14 protein-coding genes and 1 tRNA gene are annotated in these 23,457 nt (G+C 34.9%); 12 read left to right on the top strand and 3 right to left on the bottom strand.

Annotation, left to right across the window (positions count from 1 at the left end; all coding sequences use genetic code 11):
• Positions 1-74 precede the first annotated feature (74 nt).
• Together QWY88_RS02795 and QWY88_RS02790 are read left to right on the top strand one after the other, a co-directional pair.
• Positions 75-1,994 (top strand): AAA family ATPase, encoded by a 1,920-nt coding sequence (locus tag QWY88_RS02795; protein ID WP_304543827.1) that lies wholly within the window; start codon positions 75-77, stop codon positions 1,992-1,994.
• The gene (locus QWY88_RS02790; RefSeq protein ID WP_304543825.1) at positions 1,981-3,030 is read left to right on the top strand and encodes an HNH endonuclease; all 1,050 of its coding nucleotides are present in this window, start codon (positions 1,981-1,983) and stop codon (positions 3,028-3,030) included. Before QWY88_RS02795 ends, QWY88_RS02790 begins: the two co-directional genes overlap by 14 nt.
• Before the next feature lie 442 nt (positions 3,031-3,472).
• Here the strand turns inward: QWY88_RS02790 and QWY88_RS02785 are convergent.
• Positions 3,473-3,556: transfer RNA gene (locus QWY88_RS02785), tRNA-Leu, on the bottom strand.
• A gap of 124 nt (positions 3,557-3,680) precedes the next feature.
• On the opposite strand from QWY88_RS02785, the gene QWY88_RS02780 reads away from it, so the two are divergent.
• The 5 genes from QWY88_RS02780 to acnB all read left to right on the top strand — a co-directional run bounded on the left by QWY88_RS02780 (position 3,681) and on the right by acnB (position 11,515).
• Positions 3,681-5,768, top strand: a complete 2,088-nt coding sequence (locus tag QWY88_RS02780; RefSeq protein WP_304543823.1) for a flagellin N-terminal helical domain-containing protein — start codon at positions 3,681-3,683, stop codon at positions 5,766-5,768.
• Between the two features lie 60 nt (positions 5,769-5,828).
• The gene (locus QWY88_RS02775) at positions 5,829-8,042 is read left to right on the top strand and encodes an FtsK/SpoIIIE family DNA translocase (RefSeq protein WP_304543821.1); all 2,214 of its coding nucleotides are present in this window, start codon (positions 5,829-5,831) and stop codon (positions 8,040-8,042) included.
• On the top strand, positions 8,043-8,519 hold the full coding sequence (locus tag QWY88_RS02770; RefSeq protein WP_304543819.1) for a hypothetical protein: 477 nt from the start codon (positions 8,043-8,045) through the stop codon (positions 8,517-8,519).
• Positions 8,520-8,529: 10 nt separating this feature from the next.
• Entirely contained in the window at positions 8,530-8,856 is a 327-nt protein-coding gene (locus QWY88_RS02765) for a hypothetical protein (RefSeq protein ID WP_304543817.1), read from the top strand.
• A gap of 112 nt (positions 8,857-8,968) precedes the next feature.
• Complete coding sequence (gene acnB / locus QWY88_RS02760; protein WP_304543815.1) at positions 8,969-11,515, top strand: bifunctional aconitate hydratase 2/2-methylisocitrate dehydratase; 2,547 nt, start codon at positions 8,969-8,971, stop codon at positions 11,513-11,515.
• A gap of 33 nt (positions 11,516-11,548) precedes the next feature.
• Here acnB and lolA read toward each other — a convergent pair whose 3' ends face one another.
• Complete coding sequence (lolA, locus tag QWY88_RS02755) at positions 11,549-12,064, bottom strand: LolA-like outer membrane lipoprotein chaperone (protein WP_304543813.1); 516 nt, start codon at positions 12,062-12,064, stop codon at positions 11,549-11,551.
• 138 nt (positions 12,065-12,202) lie between these two features.
• On the opposite strand from lolA, the gene secA reads away from it, so the two are divergent.
• Complete coding sequence (gene secA, locus QWY88_RS02750; protein WP_304543811.1) at positions 12,203-14,785, top strand: preprotein translocase subunit SecA; 2,583 nt, start codon at positions 12,203-12,205, stop codon at positions 14,783-14,785.
• Entirely contained in the window at positions 14,782-15,984 is a 1,203-nt protein-coding gene (locus QWY88_RS02745) for an ABC transporter permease (RefSeq protein ID WP_304543809.1), read from the top strand. Before secA ends, QWY88_RS02745 begins: the two co-directional genes overlap by 4 nt.
• A gap of 11 nt (positions 15,985-15,995) precedes the next feature.
• On the opposite strand, the gene QWY88_RS02740 is transcribed toward QWY88_RS02745, so the two are convergent.
• Positions 15,996-19,130: a YhdP family protein gene (locus QWY88_RS02740; RefSeq protein WP_304543807.1), complete on the bottom strand. Its 3,135-nt coding sequence runs from the start codon at positions 19,128-19,130 to the stop codon at positions 15,996-15,998.
• Between QWY88_RS02740 and mltG the strand changes: the two genes are divergently transcribed.
• The 3 genes from mltG to mdh all read left to right on the top strand — a co-directional run bounded on the left by mltG (position 19,057) and on the right by mdh (position 23,455).
• Positions 19,057-20,004, top strand: coding sequence for an endolytic transglycosylase MltG (gene mltG / locus QWY88_RS02735; RefSeq protein ID WP_369811204.1), 948 nt, complete (start codon positions 19,057-19,059; stop codon positions 20,002-20,004). The two genes, QWY88_RS02740 and mltG, sit on opposite strands and share 74 nt — an antisense overlap.
• A 122-nt stretch (positions 20,005-20,126) precedes the next feature.
• Positions 20,127-22,301: an NADP-dependent isocitrate dehydrogenase gene (locus tag QWY88_RS02730; RefSeq protein WP_304543805.1), complete on the top strand. Its 2,175-nt coding sequence runs from the start codon at positions 20,127-20,129 to the stop codon at positions 22,299-22,301.
• Positions 22,302-22,498: 197 nt separating this feature from the next.
• A complete protein-coding gene (mdh, locus tag QWY88_RS02725; protein WP_304543802.1) occupies positions 22,499-23,455 on the top strand; it encodes a malate dehydrogenase in 957 nt (318 codons plus the stop codon).
• The last annotated feature ends 2 nt before the right edge of the window (positions 23,456-23,457 follow it).

The following is a 23,457-nucleotide window of genomic DNA, read 5'->3' as shown; positions in this document are numbered from 1 at the left end:
TAAGACAATTAAATAAAGGATGATTATTGTTTCCTATTAATATATTTAAATATAATAAAGGGCACTTGAAAGTTATGCCAATATCTGTTCCTATGGGATATGACCCTTATCAATTTGAAGTTACAAAAGAATTTTCTTTTGACTTACTATATCATGATATGGTTGTTTATACTCATAAAATGCTGCATAGATATGATATACATGAAACATTTTGTTTTTACTGTGGTAGTAAAACAGATAAGGTTATACCCGCTTTTTTACATGATAAGAGTGGTATAAACTTATGGATGTATTCAGATTGGAGGTGTAGCTATATAATTTGTGATACTTGTTGTAACTACGCAGGTAAGGTACAAATTAATTTTCGTAAGAAAATAACAGAAATGCAAGGAATAGCCAGAAAACATCCAAAAAAAGTATTAGATTTTGAACCAGATATATTACTACCCACACTCGAACCTGCCTTTTTACATTTCAATTATAAAAGTAATGGATACTTGGAAGGTATTACAAAACGTGCAATTAATACGATCAATAAATTTTCCTTAAATAGAAAAGAACTAGTTGAAAGAAGAGTAGAATTTTTAAATCTAATGAAAAATGTACGCTATACAGATATAAGTGATCTGTATGTAAATATTACGAATAAAGAACATTTTTTTGATACATTTTTTTTAACTTTTGAGAATGAAGTTGAATTCGAAAATGATAATAATTTTCTATCATTCGCAAAGCTATTTAAAAATTTAAATAACCTTTATTATCAAGATCGTGAAATACTTGCATTAACAAAAACTTTTCAAAGAGAGAAACATTTTTTCAATACAAAAATCCTTCGAGAATGCTATGAGATTGATTTACCAAGTATTACACATATAAAAATCAATGGTTTAAGAAATTTTGAACTTTCTCAAGAGATAACATTTCATGGTAAAAATAATTTAATCATACTTGGCGAAAATGGTGTAGGTAAATCTACACTCTTAGAATTATTCAAAATTATATTAAAAAGCAGAAATTATTTATTAGGAAATCTAATAGATAAAAATATGGATTTTATTTCATTTGAAATCGAATATAGTGATGGAGAAAAATATTCCCTTAGTCTGGATAAAAATATTCATCGATATCATAGAAATGGAACTAAAATAGTTTATAATCTTATAGAAATATCAGAATATAGAATTTCAAAAAAGCCTATTAGAGATTTTGAATCTTTACTTCAAGATTACCAAGATAATCATAATTTAATTGATTGGATTGTACGTCAACTAAAAATTTTATTAAGTTTACCACAAAATTATCTGCTTTATCTTTCACATAATAATGTTTATTGGTATACAAATAATTCTCATGAAGATAGAGTATATTTTGAGCATTTTAGTAGTGGATACACTTCTTTGATTACTATATTTTATAAAATATTAAAAAGTATTCTTTTAGAAGAAAATATCAATAATGATTATGATTTAAACTTTAGTAAGCTATCTTCAACTATAGTTCTTATAGATGAAATTGAGCTTCATCTTCATCCAAAATTTAAAAAAGAAATTATAAGTACTTTAAAAAAAGTTTTTCCAGAAATATTGTTTATTATTACAACTCATGATCCTTTAGTTCTAAAATCTATAGTAAATGATCAAGTTTTAGTCCTTAACAAAAAAGCTGACAAAACTTATATTGAAAATAACATACCTTCAGTTAAAAATTTGACTACTGAACAGATTCTTACAAGTCCTATATTCGGACTATCTACAATATCTGATAATGATGAAAATTTTAAAATTTATTATGATGCTTTAAATAATAAAGAATGGGAAACAGTAGAAAAACAAGTTGAAAAATTAGCTAATTCAGGTTTTTTTGGAAAATCATATAGGGAACTTATAGCTTTATCAACAGTAGATATGTTTTTAGCACGTAAAGAATTACCAAATAGAGAAAAAATTGAAGATATACTAAGAAAAATGGATCAAGAATATGAAAAAGATTAAATATTTAAGTCCAATTCCTGATAATCTTAATTTTACAAGTTCCATAAATCGTAGGTTTCGTTTTAATAATATGTTAAATATATTATCTTCAACTGGTTCCTTATCATTCAATGGTTATGCAAATGATGCAAATAAAAATTTTATAAGAAAATTAGCTAATGGTTGTTGTGCTTACTGTGGGGCAAGGATAGGAAATCAGACAATAACAGTTGAACACTATCGACCTAAAGCTAAATTAGAATTTTTAGATAATGATTGTTACAAATATCAATATATGAATATTCAGTCAAAATTCAAGCAAGATAGAGATATTTGCCATTATGGTTATTTTTTATGGGGAGATGATTCAAAAAACTTATTGCCATCATGTGAAGCTTGTAATACAGGTCAAGGAAAGAATGGAGTATATGTTTCAAATCAAATTTTATATAATATCCCTTATGGAAAAAAAAACTTTTTCCCTATTAGTTTAAAAAAACAACTTGATACAAGAAAAGGTTTATTATACATAAGCACAATTGATTCTGAAAAACCTTTACTATTTAATCCATTTCAGGATAATCCGGAAGAATTATTTATATATAAAGATTATGAAAAACCGGATTGTCATATTAAAATTAAAGTAAATCCTAATGCACCTAGAAGTACAAGACTTAAAGCAATGACAACTATTAACTTACTAGGGTTAAATAGAAGATACCTTTGTAATCAGAGATATAAAGTTTTTCAATCGTATAAAAATGTTACTCAATTATTAGTTGAAGGTAAAAAGAGTTCTAAAAATGAAAAATTCTGGAAAAATTTAGCATTTGAATATCTTAATCTTTTTGATAATGATAAAAGTGAATTTATAGGTTATGCAATGTTCTTAGAAAAAAAGTATAAAATAGGAAACTTAATTGAAGATTATATTATTACATACTTCAGTCCTACCAAGTTTCATAAATCTTCAGATACTTTATCTTTGATAAATCAATTAAAACAATATGCTAAAAAACAACATATATCTTTAGAGCAAATTTTAGGAACTTTATAAAATTTTACTAGTACTTAAGGTTCATTGAAATAACATGTCTAATAGCAGTTGTATTACTTTCACTTTTACATATAATTTTTCTTCGTGTACATCACACAAAATACCTCCTATAACTTTACAGATGTATGCTAAATATAGAAACAAAAATAGCTACATTTTTGATGGATATCTAAATAGATATGTTTTAGCACAATATAGACATACAAAGTAAAAATAATTGCTAGAAATTTGAGTATTTAGGGTGGATCCAGATACTGGATTTGAACTTGTAAGGCAGTTGATGTTGAATTTACTAACTTTTACATTTATTTAATGAATATAAAGTGTTACAAATAATAAAAAACTAAAAAAATTTAGAAAAAAAGGAACTGTTTGTAGTAAAATTTTTTTTAAGGGTTTCTTAAAGAAATAGGAAAGGCTCTAAAAGCACCTGTCTTACGAGTGGTACCAGCGGGGGGACTTGAACCCCCACATCCGAAGATAACGGATTTTGAATCCGTCGTGTCTACCATTCCACCACGCTGGCTTAATTCCCTGAAATAATAATCATATGTTACTTAAAAGTAAATAATTTTTGCCGATATAGTCCCATTATGGTACTTTTATTGCTAAGTAGCTATTATTATGAATAAATAAGTCGGAGGTCTGTTATGCGTGTAACACCAAGTATGTATTACAACAGTATATATCAAAAGAACAATTCAAACCTAAATAAAGAACTTTTTGATGTTAATAAACAGATATCATCCGGACTAAAGATCCAGTACGCACAAGAGGATGTACCAGTATTTGCTCAAACAATGCGTTTGGACAATGAGATCACGATCCTCTCGCAAGTGAAGCTCAGTACGGAAAACGGTTATAAAGTTGCAAACCAAACAGATTCAATTATGAATGAGTTTAGTGATCTTATGAATCGTTTTAGAACGCTACTGATCCAAGCATCAAACGATACCAACGATGAAACTGCAAGAAACTCGATCGCAAGTGAGTTAAGAGGTATTGAGAAGAACTTAAGAAGCTTGGCAAACACTTCGATCAACGGAAAGTATCTGTTCTCAGGCTCGGCACTTGATGTTCAGCCGATCGATGACAACGGTATCTATCAAGGAAACGGTGACAGACTTGATGCGTTTGTAGGCTCAAACAACAAGCAACAGTTCAATATGTCCGGGGTTGATCTGTTTTTAGGTGAAAATACCTCTGTAAACCGTCAAATAACGACAAATGTAGGAAATGCAAACCTTCTCATAAAATATCCGGCTTTACAAGCATCTGCCGCAGATGGTGAGACTTTATCAGCATCTAGTGATATGAGACAGTTTATGGGTGATACTGACAATAGCAGTGTCCCTGCAAATACATACTATTTTTATATGCGTGGGACAAAGAGTGACGGTACTAGTTTCAGTAGTAAAATCTCATTAACAGATAACGACAAGGTAAGTGATCTACTTGATGAGATCGGAAAACTGTACGGTAATACAGGTGCTAAACAAGTTGTTAGTGTTTCTTTAAACAGCACAGGCGAGATTGTTATTCAAGATAAAATAAACGGTTCGTCAAACATAGACTTTCATATGGTTGGTGCGGTAGATTTCAGTGGCGGTGTAGCAGCAGATGTTACGACTGTTGACGCTTTAGATAGTGGTGAAAGTAGTTTTGACAACATCATGAACGCTACATCAACAGCTGCAAATCCAAACCTTTTTGTAAAAGAGTTTACGAAGTCAGGATTTACTTCAGCGAGTGGTGCTCCGACAAATATTGAAGGTTTGGTTTATGATCGTACGTCTTTTAGCGTTGAAGGTTCAACGATCTCATCAAATGTACCGCAAATCATCAAAGATACAAATGCTTTTGCTGAACCTGCGACGAAACTATCGGAAGTGTTTGATCTTTCTAAAGGGACTGCAGGCACGCTTGACGGTACAAAGTTACGTTTAACTGGTACTATGATCGATGGTGTAAACCCTTATGATATCACGATCAATTTAGATAGTGCAGGATCAACGTTTGTAGACAATATTGGCGGTAACACTTACAGTATATTTAATATGGACACAGCAGGTAGAGCGGCAACGGATGCTGATGAAGTAACATACCAGCAACTGCTTGATGTTGTCAACATGGCGGTAACAAACAATCTTCCTGCAGGTGCTACCGATGCAGATTACGATACTGCAATAGCAGATTCACGTCTAAGCGGCGATTCGTACCTTTCATACGACGGTAAGATAGCCTTTAAAGACCTTACAAATGGTAATACGCAAGCAACAATGGCTTTACATGATGTAAATAGCGGGGACTTTACTGCTGATCCTTCTGTAATAACTTTTAACTCAAACAATACATTGACGGTTCGCGATCCGAAAAATGACTTTTTTAAATCGCTTGATGAGATGATACAGTCTGTTGAAGAGTATAAAATCAATCCGGATGCAACTACGGGGACAGAGAGAAATCTAGGGATGGAAAACTCGATAGCACGTATGGATGCTCTTCAAGACCATTTTTTCAGTATGCATGCAAGGGTAGGTGCACAATCTAACACGCTTGATCAGTCTTTACAGAGAGCTCAGGTTTTAGATGTTACGACACAGACATTGCGTTCATCAGTTATAGATACCGACTTGGCTGAAGCATCTTTAAGATTACAACAATTAACCATCAACTACCAAGCGATGCTCTCAACTGTAGGAAAAGTTTCGGAATTAAGTCTAGTTAACTATGTATAATTGGAACGTTTTTGGCTATACTTCTTTTAAAATTTTTATACATTTTAAAGGTTAGTTAGTTTGAGGGATACTTTTTTTATATTTGTATTTGGTGTTTTAGTTTATTTAGGTTTTGCTACTATTTTAGGAACTACGTCGTTGATGGGAAGTTTTGGTGTAAGTTTTGCATCATTTAACCATCAATATTTCGGTTACATATCGTATGTGTACCTTTTCGTTTTACTTTACCCGCTTTACAAGCTCTACAAAGATATTAGTTTTGATGTTCGCAAGGCTGAAATCAGCATAGCCTCTTTTTTGATCCTTTTTTCTACACTTTTAGCACAAGCTCTTTTGATCGAAGATGAATTTAGAGGAAAATTCGGCGGTGACTTTGTAGATTTTCTTTCTCCTTACATAGGTATCTTTGGTTTATGGGTTTTTTGGTTTGTAATTACACTTGTTGCCATAGTAATTGTTTTTGAAAAAGATACATCGGAGCTTTTATCTCATCTAATGGCATCTTTACGACGCAAACAAACCTCTCCACAATCATTTGAAGAGATCCCTGAGCAAAACAGTTTTGTAGAAGAGAGCACTATAGACAACACTGTAGAAGAAGCAGTAGTTGAAGATGAGACTGATACTACTGTTGAGAGTGTTGAAGAGGTTGTAGAAACACCGGTTAAAGAAAATACTATCCCACACTATGAGCTTGACGAAAATATAGAAGAAGAGATCGATAAACCGGCATTTTTAAGACAAGATACAAAAAATAAACAAAATATTTTAGAACTTGCAAATGAGATCAAAGAGCAAAAAAATACGGTAATTGTAGATGAACTAGAGGAAAATAAAAAGCTTTTAGCTGACATTGAGATCGGAAAAACTGAAAAGCCGAAAAACTTCAAGCTCCCTTTACTCGACTTTTTACAAAAACCTAAAAAATCTTCAAAAGCAGTTGACGAGAGTGAACTTGACGGGAAAATTAGTGATCTTATAGAAAAACTCGGACATTTTAAAATAGAAGGTGATGTTGTTCGTACCTATGCAGGGCCTGTAGTATCTACTTTTGAGTTTAAACCGGCTGCAAATGTAAAAGTAAGTAAGATTCTAAACCTACAAGATGACCTTGCTATGGCACTTTCAGCTGAGACGATCCGTATCCAGGCACCGATTCCGGGTAAAGATGTAGTGGGGATCGAGATACCTAACGATACTGTAGAGACTATCTATCTTCGCGAACTTTTAGATGATAAACTGTTTCAAAATTCATCTTCACCGCTTACTATTGCACTTGGAAAAGATATTGTCGGAAAACCGTTTGTAACTGACCTTAAAAAGCTTCCACACTTACTTATTGCAGGAACAACGGGAAGTGGTAAGTCTGTCGGTATCAATGCGATGATCCTTTCATTACTTTATAAAAACTCACCTGATCAGCTGCGTCTGCTTATGATTGACCCGAAAATGCTGGAGTTTTCGATCTACAATGATATTCCGCATCTTCTTACTCCTGTAATTACGAAACCGAAACAGGCGATTGCAGCGTTAAGTAACATGGTAAACGAGATGGAACGCCGTTATGCAGCAATGGCTGATACACGTACGAAAAACATTGAAAACTATAATGAAAAAGCGAAAAAAGGCGGATATGATCCTTTCCCTTACATCGTTGTAATCATCGATGAGTTGGCAGATCTTATGATGACAAGCGGAAAAGATGTTGAACACTCAATCGCAAGACTTGCACAAATGGCAAGAGCTTCGGGGATTCACTTAATTGTTGCAACGCAAAGACCTTCTGTTGATGTTGTAACGGGGCTTATTAAAGCGAACCTTCCATCACGTATCTCTTACAGAGTAGGGCAAAAAGTTGATTCTAAAATCATCCTAGATCAAATGGGTGCAGAATCTTTACTTGGACGCGGAGATATGCTCTTTACACCTCCTGGTGCTACCGGTTTAGTACGTCTTCATGCTCCATGGAGTACGGAAGAGGAGATCGAGGAGATTGTAGAGTTTATTAAGTCTCAAAGAGAACCAAACTACGATAAAAGCTTTTTAGTAGAAGACAGTTCTGATTCATCTGAAAGAAGTGAAGTATTTGAAGAGCTGGACCCACTTTTTGAAGAAGCAAAAAGCGTAGTGCTTAACGATCGTAAAACATCGATCTCTTACCTTCAAAGAAAGCTGCAAATCGGCTACAACAGATCGGCAAGAGTGATAGAACAGCTTGAACAAGAGGGGATATTGTCCGCTCCAAATGCAAAAGGGATAAGAGAGATAGTATAAGTGAAAGAGTTTACAAAGACTTTACATAAAGATGAAGAGATTCAGGTACAAGCCGAGATATCTAAGACATACTACAATGGAATAATATCTTTATATCTTTTAGGTGCTGTACTCTTGTTTATAGGTCAAGAACTCGAAATCGGTGTTATCGGCATCGTCCTTATTATCCGAACTTTTTACGTACATCTGCAAGAGATAAAAGAGAAAGCCTCTTACCACTGCCTCCTTACAAACGAACGCCTAGTGATCTTAAAAGGGAAAAAAACTCCGGAGATTTTTCCTATAAAACTTGATGAGATTCGTACTATATATATCAAACCGATTTCAAAATTTTTAGATGTGGGTACTTTAGAGGTTTTAACAACTTCAGGAGGGCGTTACGTGATCAGAAACATTAAACGACCGTATGAGTATCACAGAGCAATTATTGGTGATATTGTAAGCGCTACACACTATTCAAATAAAACAACAAAATAAAGGGACTAAGATGAAACCAGAAGAGATAGTTCAATCCTTAAAAGAGCAGTACAATAGAGATTTGCGTAAGCAGATCGTAAAAAACATTTTACAAAATGAAAAGAGCAATGATAAAGAAGCGATACAATCTTCTTACAATATTTTAAATCAGATATTTTCATACGTATTAAATCAACTTGGCTGGAATATTGCACAAGATTCTAGTGAGTGGGAAGATACGCCACTAAAAGTAATGTCAGATACATTTCCAAAGCTGGAAAGTACCAAATGGTATCAAGATCAGCTCCTGCAAGTGGAGCATTCCATCAAGTTAGAGAGCGATATGTTACAAAAATAAACATATTTTTCGAAAAGTAACATTTTTCTGTATCGATTGGTAACAGTGTGTAGTATGTTCTTTTTTTATTGGTTATAATTTTTTAAATTTAAACCAAAAACAGGAAATCGAAATGGGATTTAGAGAAGAATATGCTGCTCACGTAGCAGAAAGAGAAGCTTTAGGCGTTCCTCCACTACCACTTACTGTTAAACAAACAGAAGAAGTTATTGAATTTATCAAAACTGGTGAATATGTTGAAGAGATGTTAGAACTTCTTGAAAACCGTGTTTCTCCGGGTGTTGATGATGCTGCTTACGTAAAAGCTGGTTTCTTAAATGAACTTGCGATGGAAGAGCATCACGTAGCTTCAATTGCTCCTGAAAAAGCAGTTGAAATGTTAGGAACAATGCTTGGTGGTTACAATGTGAAACCATTAGTAAACTCATTAAGTTCAAAAAATGAAGCTGTTGTAAAAGCTGCTGTTAAAGCACTTTCTCATACTTTACTTGTTTATGATGCATTTAATGATGTAGAAGAGTTACACAAAGCTGGTAACGCTGCTGCTACTGAGGTTATGACTTCATGGGCAAATGCTGAATGGTTTACTTCAAAACCTGAATTAGCTGAGAAAATTACTGTTTCTGTATTTAAAGTTCCTGGTGAAACAAATACGGATGATTTATCTCCTGCATCTGAAGCGTTTACTCGTTCAGATATCCCTTTACATGCAAACTCTATGCTTGCTGCTAAGATGGATAACCCGATCGAAACTATTAAAGAGTTAAAAACTAAAGGTCACCCAGTTGCTTACGTTGGTGATGTTGTTGGTACTGGTTCTTCTAGAAAGTCTGGTGTTAACTCTGTTCAATGGCACATGGGTGAAGATATTCCGGGTGTTCCAAACAAAAGAACTGGCGGTGTAGTTCTTGGTGGTATCATCGCTCCGATTTTCTTCGCTACTTGTGAAGATTCTGGTGCATTACCATTAGAGTTAGATGTTACAAATATGGAAACAGGTGATGTTGTAGATATTTACCCATACAAAGGTGAAGCTCATAAAAACGGTGAGTGTATCGCAACTTTCAACCTTCGTCCAAACACTATTACTGACGAAGTTCGTGCTGGTGGTCGTATTCCATTAATCATCGGTCGTGGTTTAACTTCAAAAGCTCGTTCAGTACTTGGTATGGGTTCAACTGATATCTTCTTAACTGCTGAGCAACCGGCTGACAATGGTAAAGGTTACACTTTAGCACAAAAAATGGTTGGTAAAGCTTGTGGTATGGAAGGTGTTCGTCCAGGTATGTACTGTGAGCCTGAGATGAGTACAGTTGGTTCTCAGGATACAACTGGTCCAATGACTCGTGATGAGATTAAAGAGCTTGCTGCACTTGGATTCAATGCTGACCTTGTAATGCAATCTTTCTGTCACACTGCGGCATATCCAAAACCGTCAGATGTTACAATGCATAACACTTTACCAGACTTTATCGCTAACCGTTCAGGTGTTGCTTTACGTCCAGGTGACGGTGTTATCCACTCTTGGTTAAATAGAATGGTTCTTCCAGATACAGTTGGTACTGGTGCGGATTCACATACACGTTTCCCAATCGGTATCTCTTTCCCTGGTGGTTCTGGTATCGTTGCGTTTGCTGGTGTTACTGGTTCTATGCCACTTACTATGCCAGAGTCTGTACTTGTAAGATTCAAAGGTGAAATGCAACCGGGTATCACTTTACGTGACCTTGTAAATGCTATCCCTCACCAAGCTATTAAAGAGGGTCTTTTAACTGTTGAGAAAAAAGGTAAGAAAAACATTTTTGCTGGTCGTATCTTAGAGATCGAAGGTTTACCAACTCTAAAAGCTGAGCAAGCATTTGAGCTTTCTGATGCTTCTGCTGAGCGTTCAGCTGCTGCTTGTACTGTAAGACTAGACAAAGAGCCTGTAATTGAGTACTTAAAATCTAACATCGTTCTTCTTCAATCTATGATTGACGCTGGATATGAAGATCACAGAACTCTTGCTCGTCGTATTACGAAAATGGAAGAGTGGTTAGCAAATCCAACATTAATGGAGCCGGATGCTGATGCTGAATACGCTGCAGTAATCGAAATTGATTTAGATCAAATTACTGAGCCAATCTTAGCTTGTCCTAACGATCCGGATGATGTTGCTACATTAAGTGAAGTTCTTGCTTCTGATAGACCGACTAACATTGATGAAGTATTCGTTGGTTCTTGTATGACAAACATCGGTCACTACCGTGCACTTGGTGAGGTTCTTAAAGGTGAAGGTGCTGTTCCAGGTCGTCTATGGGTATGTCCTCCGACAAAAATGGATGAGAAACAATTAACTGAAGAGGGTTACTATGCTCTATTTGGTGCTGCTGGTGCTAGAACAGAGATCCCAGGATGTTCATTATGTATGGGTAACCAAGCGCGTGTTGCTGATAATGCTGTTGTATTCTCAACATCTACTCGTAACTTCGACAACCGTTTAGGTAAAGGTGCTCAAGTTTATCTTGGTTCTGCAGAGTTAGCGGCTGTATGTTCACTTCTTGGAAAAATTCCAACAAAAGAAGAGTACTTAAACTTAACGAAGAAAATTGTAGGTAAAGAAGCAGATATCTATAAGTATCTAAACTTCAACCTAATCCAAGACTACAAACTAGCATAGTTTGTAGCCTAAAGAATTAAGAGCTTTTTGCTCTTAATCTCTGATAATATCAAACCCCTGTGGAATATAGGGATTAAAGATATTTAAATCTATTTTTTCATTCACTTTCTGATTTTTAAACACAATATTTACTTCATTTTCAAACTCGTCAACATAAGCGATTGACTCAATTGTAAGACCTTTTGTATATATAGTGTATTTTATGTTGTTAAAAGTTGCCGTATATGTATCTTTTTTAATCTCTTTCGCATTTTTCATTAAAGCAAAAAAATCAAAATTACTATCGATTGTTTTTATGATTGCCTGCTCTAGATCAGGCTCTATCATGATCACTCTGTTTTTTAGAACATAAACAGTTTTTTCTATCGGATTGTTATATTGCCATAGTGCGTAATGTGGGTTAGAAGCTTTAATATCTCCTTTGTAAACAATCTTTTTATTTTTCTCATCGGTAATGCTTTGTTCAAAGTCAGCTTGAAAACTTGTCAAATCTGTAATATTTGCAAAAGTGTACGAACTCAAAAGGAGAAGCAAGAGGTTGAATTTCATTAGTATTCCTATATTTATATGATTTTTAATTATAGCAGAGAAGCTATTTATACTTTCTGTAAACTTTTCTGTGATAGAATTATAGCAATTTCAAATCACTATATAGCTTACTATATAGTGATTTATATAAGGTTGGAGATGCTACAAGCATTATTTGGTAAGATTATCGGTACAGCTAACGATAGAGAATTAAAAAAATATCTAAAACGTGTAAAAAATATAAACGAACTTGAAAAACAATATGAGGCTTTAGACGATGATGCTTTAAAGTCGGCATTTAACGATTTAAAAGATGCAGTATTAAGCGGTGAAAAAACTCTTGATGATGTTTTAAACGACTCTTTTGCTATCACTAGAGAGGCATCAAAGCGTGTCCTCGGTATGAGACACTTTGATGTACAGCTTGTCGGTGGTATGGTTTTACATGACGGTAAAATCTCTGAGATGAAAACAGGTGAGGGGAAAACACTTGTTGCAACTCTTCCGATTATTCTTAACGCTATGGAAGGTAAGGGTGTACACCTTGTAACAGTTAATGACTACCTTGCAAAACGGGATTCTTCTGAGATGTCTCCACTTTATAACTTCTTAGGTTACAGTGTCGGTACTATACTTGAAGATATGCACGATGCTACAGAGAAAAAAGCTGCATACGATGCCGATATCACTTACGGTACAAATAATGAGTTTGGATTTGACTATCTAAGAGACAACATGAGCTACTCTAAAGAGAATCAAGTTCAGCGTGAACATAACTTTGTCGTAATCGATGAAGTCGATTCTATCTTAATTGATGAAGCAAGAACACCTTTAATCATTTCAGGTCCAACTAACCACAAGATGCAAGACTATCTTCGTGCAAACTCTGTTGCCTTAAATATGGAAAAAGATACGCACTTTACTGTAGATGAAAAAGATAAAATTGTTTTAATTACTGAAGAGGGTATTACAAAAGCTGAAGAGCTTTTCGGTGTTGAAAACCTTTACAGTGTTGAGAACTCATCACTGTCTCACATCCTTGATCAGGCACTTAAATCAAACTATCTTTTTGAAAAAGATGTTGACTATGTTGTGAGAAACAATGAAGTAGTGATCGTAGATGAGTTTACAGGACGTTTAAGTGAAGGACGCCGTTTTTCTGAAGGCTTACACCAAGCGTTAGAAGCAAAAGAGGGTGTAGAGATTAAAGAAGAGACACAAACACTTGCAGACATCACTTTCCAAAACTACTTTAGAATGTACAACAAACTTGCAGGTATGACTGGTACTGCGGAAACTGAAGCGACTGAACTTGCTCAGATCTATTCTCTTGATGTTGTATCTATCCCGACAAATATCCCGGTTGCAAGAGAGGATTTAAACGACCTTATCTATAAAACAGAGATCGAAAAATTCAATGCCGTAATTGAAAAGATTAGAGAGTTACAAAAGGCAGGTCAACCAGTACTTATCGGTACTGCATCGATTGAAAAATCTGAAGTGTTACACCAACTCCTTAAAAATGAGAAGATTGCACACACTGTACTTAATGCTAAGAACCATGAACAAGAGGGTGAGATCATTAAAGATGCAGGTAAAAAGGGTGCTGTTACAATTGCAACAAACATGGCAGGACGTGGTGTTGACATTAAAGTAAGCGATGAAGTAAAAGCTCTTGGAGGTTTATATATCATCGGTACTGAAAGACATGAAAACCGCCGTATAGATAATCAGCTTCGCGGGCGTTCAGGTCGTCAGGGTGATCCTGGTAAGACTCAATTTTACCTTTCATTAGAAGATAGTTTACTTCGTATCTTCGGTAGTGACAAGATCAAGTCTATTATGGAGAGACTCGGTGTTGAAGACGGTGAGTTTATAGAGTCTAAAATGGTAACTCGTGCAGTTGAAAAAGCGCAGAAAAAAGTTGAAAATATGCACTACGAAGGTCGTAAGCATATTCTAGAGTATGATGATGTTGCAAATGAGCAGAGAAAAATTATCTACAGATTTAGAAATCAGCTTCTTGATAACGAGTACGACATCGCTTCAAAAGTGGATGAGATCAGAGAAGAATATATCGCATACTTACTTGGTGAGGCTGGCATCTATGAGGGACTTCCTGAAGAGGATTATAACCTTGAAACACTTGCTGAACTTCTACAAGAGGAGATCAATACTTTTGTTGATGCAGAATCTCTAAAATCTTTAGAGTATGAAAAACTCTATACTCATCTTTTAGAAGGTATAAAAGCATCGTATGATGAAAAGATGTCAATTTTAGATGAAGAGACAAGAAACGATGTTGCAAGAGAACTTTATCTAAGAGAGCTAGACAATGCGTGGAGAGATCATCTTTATGCTATGGATGGTATGAAAACAGGTATACGTTTACGTGCATACAACCAAAAAGATCCTTTAGTTGAGTATAAAAAAGAGGCGTATAACCTGTTTACGGAACTTACTCAAAGCCTGAAATTAAATGTAATCAAAACATTACAAATTATTCAGTTTAAAGTTGATTCTGCTGAAGAAGAGGCTGCAAGACTTGCAGAGGAGTTGGCTGAACGTCAGAAACAACAGGATGCATTAGCACAACTGAATCTTTCAAGCAGTGGTAGTGATGATGAAAGTGTAACGTCGAAAAAACCGGCAAGAAATGATCCGTGTCCATGTGGCAGCGGTAAAAAGTACAAACAGTGTTGTGGTAAAAGCGGTCCTAAAAAAGGTGTATTTGCATCTTGAAAAAGAATTTAGTTACATATCTAGTAAAAAAGTTCCTGCGCTTTGATAAAGAACAACCTTTTATCTTTATCTCTGCACTGCTTGCTTTTTTAGGTATCACTTTAGGTGTTATGGTACTACTTATTGCCATGGCACTTATGAATGGCTTCGATAATGAGTTTAAAAAGAAACTCACTATTATGAACTATCCTTTAACAGTCTTGCCAAAGTTCTACGGTTCTGTGAATCAAGATCTTCTCATTGAATTAGAATCAAAATTTCCAAACTTACATTTTAGTCCCTATGTACAATCGGCAGTGATCTCAAAAAGCGGTTCAAAGCTAGAGGGCGGCTATATATTCGGTGTTGATTTTCAAGATGAAGCAAATGTAAACAGTGTTCTTAAAAAAGCTATCGGAGAGCAAAAGTTTAACAAGTTTGATGTCATTGTCGGCAAATCGCTGCAAGAGGAGTATATGCTCTCTCAGGGTGATAAACTGATGTATATCTTTACAAACGTCGAACCGGGTGGTTTTAGCGTTACACCGAAACTCAAAAGATTTCGTGTAAAATCTACATTTGACTCAGGACTTTCAGCGTATGACAAAGCGTATCACTATACATCTTTAGCAGCACTGCAAACACTGTTGCATATGCCTTCAGACATGTACGACGGTATCCATATCTACTCTGATCATCCTAGAGAGGACATAGCACGTATTGCAGAGGAGTTACCGGTTAGTGTGAGCATAAAAGGGTGGTGGCAGGATAATGTGAACTTCTTTGCCGCTTTAGAGATGGAAAAAACATCTTTATTTATCGTATTGATGCTTATCATCCTGATCGCATCAATCAACATTATCTCATCACTCCTTATGACTGTAATGAACAGAAGAGGGGAGATAGCACTTTTACTTTCGCTCGGTACTACAACTGCAGAGATCAAAAAAGTGTTTTTATATTTAGGTATAGTGATAGGAATTAGTGGAATTATCGCAGGTGTAGTTTTAGGTCTTAGCGGTATATGGGTGCTTGGAACGTTTGATATTATCGATCTTCCAAAAGATGTCTATCCAACGGCAACACTTCCGCTTGATCTGAATATGAGCGACTTTTTTATGATCGTTTCCGGTGCGTTTGTAATTGTTGTATTATCTTCTTACTATCCTGCTAAAAAAGCGAGCGAGGTAGATATTTTAACTGTACTGCGTAACGAATAGGATTTTAAAACCTATTCAAATATCTTAAAAGGGAGTTTGAGTGTTCTTTTGATTATATTTAAAGGAGCAACAATCACCTCTTTTGCAAGCGCCGAATTGATTTTCGGATCACTTAACTTCCCTGTAATCTTCACACTTGTCGAAATTGCCTTACCGTCAAAAATAATATAACCTACAAGCGGTATCTGTGAGACGTCACTTGCAAGGTCTGTTTGCAGGTTCATCTCCATATCTACGCTGTCTTTTTTAATATTCACTTTTCCGTTTGCAGATATCTTGAGCTCTTTTGAGTCCATGTACATCTCATTAACCGTATATTCCCCGTTATCGTAGTCAAATTTCAAATATGAGTGGTTCATATATAAACCGTTTTGACTGTAACCGGGCACGGAAAAAGTGATCAGTGAAGGGACAGTGTTTATGAATGCCAGTACATTGTTTAGCAGTACATAATCAAGCAGGGTACTTTTCTCGATCAAAAAAACTCCGCTGTATTTATCTAAAGAACCATTTACATTAAAATCGAAAGTTCCATCTTTAAATTTTGAAAACGTAAAGAGTTTATCCATAAACTGATCGTTAAAACCTTCTCCATATAGATGAAACTGATTATTTTCGAGTTTGAATCCTGCTTTACCGTTTAGATGTTTGAGCTGGGCAGTTAAAATATGATCATGGTACTGAATCTTTAGATCGTCTGCTATAGCGTATCTGTTATCCCCAAGGTAGATATTGGAGTTTAATGCCGTAATATTAATGTGTGCAGGCTCATTAGAGTTGTTAGAGTCATTATTGTCTATACTTGAAAGAAACTCAATCGTCTGAGGTAAAGATATGTTACTCTTATCTATATTAATGTTGACATTCTCTTCAACTGCTATATCTACAGCGTTGTTTACTTGAATATAAACATTTTGATTAGTTGTCAAATTCCCTTCAATATTGTAAAGATCCACAGGTTTATTGTTTTCATATAGTAGTTTATACGGATAGTCAATCTGTGCTTTAAACCTTGTTATCTCCTCATTTAGCTTTTTATATATTTTTACACTACCGTTTGTAAGATGATACTTTTGCATAAGATCAGATTTTCTATAGAGATTTTCTAATGAGTGGAGTCTAAGTGACCACTGTTCGTTATCAAGATAAAACGTAGAGCGCAGTTCTGTTGAAGCTATGCGGATTTTGTCATCTTTGATCGAGGCATTGAGTAACACCTTGTTATTTTTATAGATCAGTTTATTGTTTTTAGGGTTTTTAATACTTAAGTCGTTTAAACTAAAATGTGCTTTGTTTGTTGTTAGATCGTACTTTGTATTTACCCTTGCTTGTGTAAATTTCCCAAAAGAGAGGAGGGGACTTTTTATATAAAGGTTCTGCTCATCTAGTTTCAAACTCAGTTTTGAGAGTTTTAGTTCACTGCTAACTGCCTGTAAAAAGATATCGTCAAGGGCATTTATCGTCAAAATGTTATTTTTGTACTGTAGTTTAAACGGCGTATTTGACTGTGTAGATTTGATACCGTTATATTGAAAGTTCAAAATATCGATCTCAAGATCAGCTATTATTTTTTTAAGATCGATATCTCCCGAAAAGAATCCGTCTGAAATATCTTTGACGCGGAAATAAGAGGTTGGTATATGGAGTTGAAAACTATTAAGATCTAAAGGCATATCTATCTTATCGATCTTGATCGGTGTATTGTTATAGAGCCAAGAGGAACTGTCTATAGAAAGTATGTCTTGTTTTTTATCTATATAGTATGTAGCATTAAGCGGCTTTTGTGCAAGTTTTAATTGCTTTTGCAGTTGTGCTTTAATGATTTTTAGTTGAACATCCCCTTTAGCCTCTTTTGCATTGTATGTAATATCTACTTTTGCATCTATGATATTTTTATAGCTTGCAGACATATCTTTTACTTTTATGTCGTAGTTATCAAGGGAGAGTTTTAGATCCTTTATATCGATATCTTGACCAAGATAATGAAAATTTCCTTTTTTATTGTAAAAAGTTCCCTTTGCATCCACATCTATAGATTTTAGCCCCACTGCCAAGGTTAAGTTTGTATCTACACCAGCACCGTAGTTTTGTTTCATAGGCAAAGAGATCTTGTATGTTTTTAATACTGTAAGAATATCATCATTGAGTTGCGGTGAAAACTTTAGAAAGAGCGTTAAGAGCTCCTCTTTCTTTGTAAAATCAATTTTAAGCCAACTCTCTTGCATATCGAAACTATAAGAGAGTGCTTCTTTGGGTCTGATGTATAAAACACCCTCTTTAAACTCTAAATCGGTGTGATCCGTATGTACAGCATCAAGTTTAGGATTGTATGTATAGTTGAGTTTATTTGCCGAGGCTGTTACATGTAACTTTTTGTAAGCGTTTGGCAGATCGCTAAAATCTATAAAACCGTTGAGGCTGTAGATCTCAAAGTTTTCAAGTTCAATAGCATCAAAAACCCAGTAGTGTACCTCTTTAGGAAGCGGAATTTGGTGGATTATTTTCTTTACGTCCTGAATTTTATTATGAGAAAAGAGTTTATACTTTAGTTGTGACGTATTTGCAGATGTATATAATGTAAGATTTGCATCATTATTTATATGAAGATCCATTTTTGAAAATGTATCTAATGTAAACATATTGAGATAAATATTTCCATTGGCTGTAAAGTTGTTTGATTGAAACTCTTTTACGCGTATATTTGCCAACTTTTCGTTAAAAGAGACATTGGCATTAAGATGCGTATTTGCAGAATCAAGCTTTATTTGTAATTGTTTGTTAAATTTGTACTGCAGTTCACCTTTGAACTCTTTATAGTGTAAGTGGCTGATAACAATAGAATCAAAAAGAGTGATAAGGTGGTAAAAGTTTTTTGTGTAGCGTGTCAACTCATCATTAGCAGTGAAATCTGTGTTTTGTTTCGTGCTTGGAGCTATCTGCAGTTGATCAACATAAAGATTTAATCTCTGATCCCATTTTATATAAAGCTTTTTTATATTAATATTTGACACCGAAACGTCTTCAAGGTATAAACCGTTTTGAAGAACTATAAAAACAAATATAAGAGTGAAAATGACAAAAGATAGAAAGCTTATGATCGCAGAATGGATTTTAGATATAGTATTAATTATTATTGTATCTTTCATTTATTACCTAAACAAGCCTATTCAAACGCCCAGAGTGCTATATATACCAAAGGGCTCTATAAACCAAATTATATCACATTTACACCAGAACACTTATGATATTTCAAAACTTGATTCATATATGTTACGAATCATAGGTTCACCTCAAAGCGGCTGGATCGATATGGGTGATACTATAAATACAAAAGCAGATTTTCTATATAAGTTAACAAAAGCAAAAGCGGCACTACAAAATGTAACACTCATACCGGGTGAGACTACATATATATTTCTACAACAACTCTCTGAGAATCTAGGATTGGATTTTAATACGCTTGAAGAGGAGTTTTTAAAACAATCTCCTATAGAGGAGGGTATATTGGTTCCAAATACTTATAAGATCCCTATAGGTATTACAGAAAAGGAGCTGATCTCTCTTTTATTGAAACTCTCAATTCAAAAGATGAAAGAGTATTCTTACAAAGTGTTTGGTACATATAATGAAAAAAAATGGTTTCATTATTTATCTATAGCATCAGTGATACAAAAAGAGTCGGCAAATAATGAAGAGATGCCTTTAGTAAGCTCTGTAGTATACAATAGATTAAAGAGGGGAATGAAGTTACAAATGGACGGTAGTTTAAACTACGGAAAGTACTCGCACCTAAAAGTAACACCGAGTAGAATTAGAAACGATACGTCTCTATACAACACTTATATACATAAAGGTGTTCCAAAAATTCCCATTTGCAATGTAAGCTTCGAAGCAATACGTGCAGCCATATTCCCTGCTAAAACTAACTATTTATACTTTATGAAGTCTAAAAACGGGGTTCATGACTTTAGTTGTAACTATTCTACACACATACGTAACATACATAATGCTACAAAATGAAACATTTTGAAAATAAACCGCAATGTTTTTTGAAGCTTTACACAAATTGCCAATCTTAGTGCTATCATTAAACTTGTAAAATCCATAAGATATGTGGATTAAAATAAACACAAGGACATGATATGTCAAAAATTATTTGGTCAAAAATTGATGAAGCTCCGGCTTTAGCTACTTATTCTCTATTACCAATAGTTAATGCTTTCACAAAAGAAGCTGGTGTAGAAGTAGTTACTAGTGATATTTCTCTTGCAGGTCGTGTGCTTGCTGCAATGGGTCTAGCAGAAGATGAATTATCTAAACTTGGTGAAGTTGTACTTCAAGATGATGCAAACATTATTAAACTTCCAAATGTTTCTGCTTCTGTAGGTCAGTTAAAAGATTGTATTGCTGAACTTCAAGGGCAAGGTTATGATATTCCTAACTACCCTGAAAATCCAGCAAATGCTGAAGAAGAAGAAATTCAAGCTAAATATAGTGTTTGTTTAGGTTCAGCTGTTAACCCTGTTTTACGTGAAGGTAACTCAGATCGTCGTGCGGCGAAAGCAGTTAAAAAATTCGCTCAAAACAATCCACATAGACTTAAAGCGTATGCTGAAAACTCTAAAGCTCGTGTAGCTCACATGGCTGGAAACGGTGACTTCTATGGTAATGAGAAATCTGTTACTATGGATAAAACACAAAAAGTTACTATCGCTTTAAATGGTAAAGAACTTAAAACTATCGATGCATTAGAGGGTGAAATCCTTGACGGTACTTTCATGTCTGTTGCAGCATTACGTGCATTCTATAGAAAAACTATCGATGAAGCAAAAGCTGAAGGTCTTATCTGGTCAGTTCACTTAAAAGCTACTATGATGAAAATCTCTGATCCAATTATGTTTGGTCACGGTTTTGAAATTTTCTTCGAAGAAGTTTTCACTAAATATGCTGATCTTTTCAAAGAATTAGGTGTAAATCCTAACCTTGGTATGTCAGACTTAGAGAAAAAAATCGCTGGTCATGCTCAAGAAGCTGAGATCAAAGCAGCTTTCCAAGCAGTTGTAGAAGCTGATGCTCCAAAAATTGCTATGGTTGACTCTGATAAAGGTACTACAAACTTCAACGCTTCAAACGACATCATTATCGATGCGTCTATGCCGGTTGTTGTTCGTGAAGGTGGTAAACAATGGGATCGTAACGGTGATGCTTTAGAAACTTTAGCTGTTATTCCAGATTCTACTTATGCAATGTTCCATGCTGAAATGGTAGCTGATTGTGTTAAAAACGGTCAATACGATGTAACAACTATGGGTACTATGCAAAATATCGGTCTTATGGCTCAAAAAGCTGAAGAATACGGTTCTCACCCAACAACTTTCGAACTTAAAGAAGCTGGTAAAGTAACTGTAACTGCTGAAGACGGTACAGAATTAATGAGCTTTGACTGTGAAGCTGGTGATATTTGGCGTATGTCTCGTGCTAAAGATATCCCAATCAAAGACTGGGTTCGTTTAACAGTTGAAAGAACTCGTATTGAAGGTTATCCAGCAGTATTCTGGTTAGATGAAAACCGTGCACACGATGCTGAAATGATCAAAAAAGTAAACAAATACCTTGCAGAGTTAGATACTGATGGTTTAGATATTCAAATTATGGATATCACATCTGCTACACGTTTTACAAATGAGCGTATCCGTAGAGGTGAAAATACTATCGCTGTAACTGGTAACGTTTTACGTGACCACTTAACTGATATGTATCCAATTTTAGAGCTTGGAACATCTGCAAAAATGTTATCAATCGTACCATTATTAGCTGGTGGTGGATTATATGAAACAGGTGCTGGTGGTTCTGCTCCAAAACACGTTGAACAATTCTTAAAAGAGGGTCACTTACGTTGGGATTCACTTGGTGAGTTCTTAGCACTTGCTGAGTCTTTAAGATTTATTGCTCAAAAACATAACTCTGATAAATTAGCTGCTGTTACTGCTGCATTAGATGTTGCAAATGACGGTTACCTTGGAAACAATAAAGCTCCAGGTAGAAAAGCTGGTGAGCCAGATAACAAAGCTTCTCACTTCTATGTAGCTCAATACTGGGCAGAAGCTCTTGCTAAATCTGACAACGCTGAATTAGCTGCTAAATTTGCTCCGGTTGCTGCTGCATTAACTGAAAATGAAGCAAAAATTATGGAAGAGCTTATGGCTGTTGAAGGTAAAGCTCAAGATATCGGTGGTTACTACCATCCAGATGATGCTAAAGCTGAAGCTGCAATGCGTCCATCTGCTACATTAAACGCTATTATTGACGCTATATAATATCGTTTGAGAAAACTACATGCTTTTTGCATGTAGCTTTCACTTTTTATATGAAACACCGAAGGTTGTTTTATATAAAAGGTGAAAAATAACCTCACCTTAATATGGCACGTAGTATACTTAAGTGTTGTGTGTTCGCACATATTGTTTAAGTGTATCTAAATGTGTGTCATAGTAAATAATATCAAGGAGCGTAAATGAATCAAGGTAAAAGAGTAGGAATAGTAGGAGCTGGTAATGTTGGAGCAACAGTAGCTTACTCTCTTGCAATGCTTGGATCTTGTCATGAAATAATCTTACGTGACAATAAGATTGAAGTAGCTAAAGGTAAAGCTCTAGATATGTCTCAAGCTGCATCGGCTGTAAGAAGTCATACAGTTGTTAGTGTTGCAGAAGAGATGTCAGATCTAGTTGATTGTGATGTAGTAGTTGTAACTGCAGGAAGCCCAAGACTTCCTGGAATGAGTAGAGATGATCTACTTATGATTAATGCAAATATCACAAAGGATGTTATTCAAGGAATAGCAAAATATTCTCCAAATGCAGTAATTATCATGGTATCTAATCCGTTAGATGCAATGACATATGTAGCATTAAAAGAGAGTGGTTTTGACAGAAGCCGCGTAATTGGAATGGCTGGTATTTTAGATAGTTCAAGAATGGCAGCGTTTATTCAAGAAAAACTTGGATACGGTGGAGGACAAATTCGTGCTTCAGTTATGGGTGGTCACGGTGATGACATGGTTCCGTTACCAAGATACTCAACTGTTGCTGGTGTACCTCTTTCAGATGTATTAAGTTCAGATGAGATTGATGAGATTGTAGATAGAACTCGTCACGGTGGTGCTGAGATCGTAGGTTATTTAAAAACTGGTTCAGCATACTATGCTCCGGCGAAATCTACAGCTATTATGGTAGAAGCAATTTTAAAAGATACAAAACAGATCCATCCATGTGCAGTGTATCTTGACGGTGAATACGGATATAACGATGTTGTATCTGGTGTGCCTGTTATGCTTGGAGCTAAAGGTGCAGAAAAAATTATTGAAGTAACTTTAGATGAAAAAGAGAAAGCAATGTTCAAAAAATCTTGCGATTCAGTACAAACGCTAATTGATACTTTAAATAAAAATAACTTTTTTGAAGGGAAATAATA

The organism is Sulfurimonas sp. hsl 1-7, assembly GCF_030577135.1.
Taxonomy (GTDB): Bacteria; Campylobacterota; Campylobacteria; order Campylobacterales; family Sulfurimonadaceae; genus Sulfurimonas; species Sulfurimonas microaerophilus.
The sequence above is the reverse complement of the archived record's forward strand: the minus strand, read 5'-3'. Positions and strand labels throughout refer to the sequence as shown.

Coding starts and splice junctions, on each gene's coding strand:
- QWY88_RS02795 (WP_304543827.1), top strand. CDS start 75: ATGCCAATATCTGTTCCTATGGGATATGACCCTTATCAATTTGAAGTT.
- QWY88_RS02790 (WP_304543825.1), top strand. CDS start 1,981: ATGAAAAAGATTAAATATTTAAGTCCAATTCCTGATAATCTTAATTTT.
- QWY88_RS02780 (WP_304543823.1), top strand. CDS start 3,681: ATGCGTGTAACACCAAGTATGTATTACAACAGTATATATCAAAAGAAC.
- QWY88_RS02765 (WP_304543817.1), top strand. CDS start 8,530: ATGAAACCAGAAGAGATAGTTCAATCCTTAAAAGAGCAGTACAATAGA.
- acnB (WP_304543815.1), top strand. CDS start 8,969: ATGGGATTTAGAGAAGAATATGCTGCTCACGTAGCAGAAAGAGAAGCT.
- lolA (WP_304543813.1), bottom strand. CDS start 12,064: ATGAAATTCAACCTCTTGCTTCTCCTTTTGAGTTCGTACACTTTTGCA.
- secA (WP_304543811.1), top strand. CDS start 12,203: ATGCTACAAGCATTATTTGGTAAGATTATCGGTACAGCTAACGATAGA.
- mltG (WP_369811204.1), top strand. CDS start 19,057: ATGACAAAAGATAGAAAGCTTATGATCGCAGAATGGATTTTAGATATA.
- QWY88_RS02740 (WP_304543807.1), bottom strand. CDS start 19,130: ATGAAAGATACAATAATAATTAATACTATATCTAAAATCCATTCTGCG.
- QWY88_RS02730 (WP_304543805.1), top strand. CDS start 20,127: ATGTCAAAAATTATTTGGTCAAAAATTGATGAAGCTCCGGCTTTAGCT.
- mdh (WP_304543802.1), top strand. CDS start 22,499: ATGAATCAAGGTAAAAGAGTAGGAATAGTAGGAGCTGGTAATGTTGGA.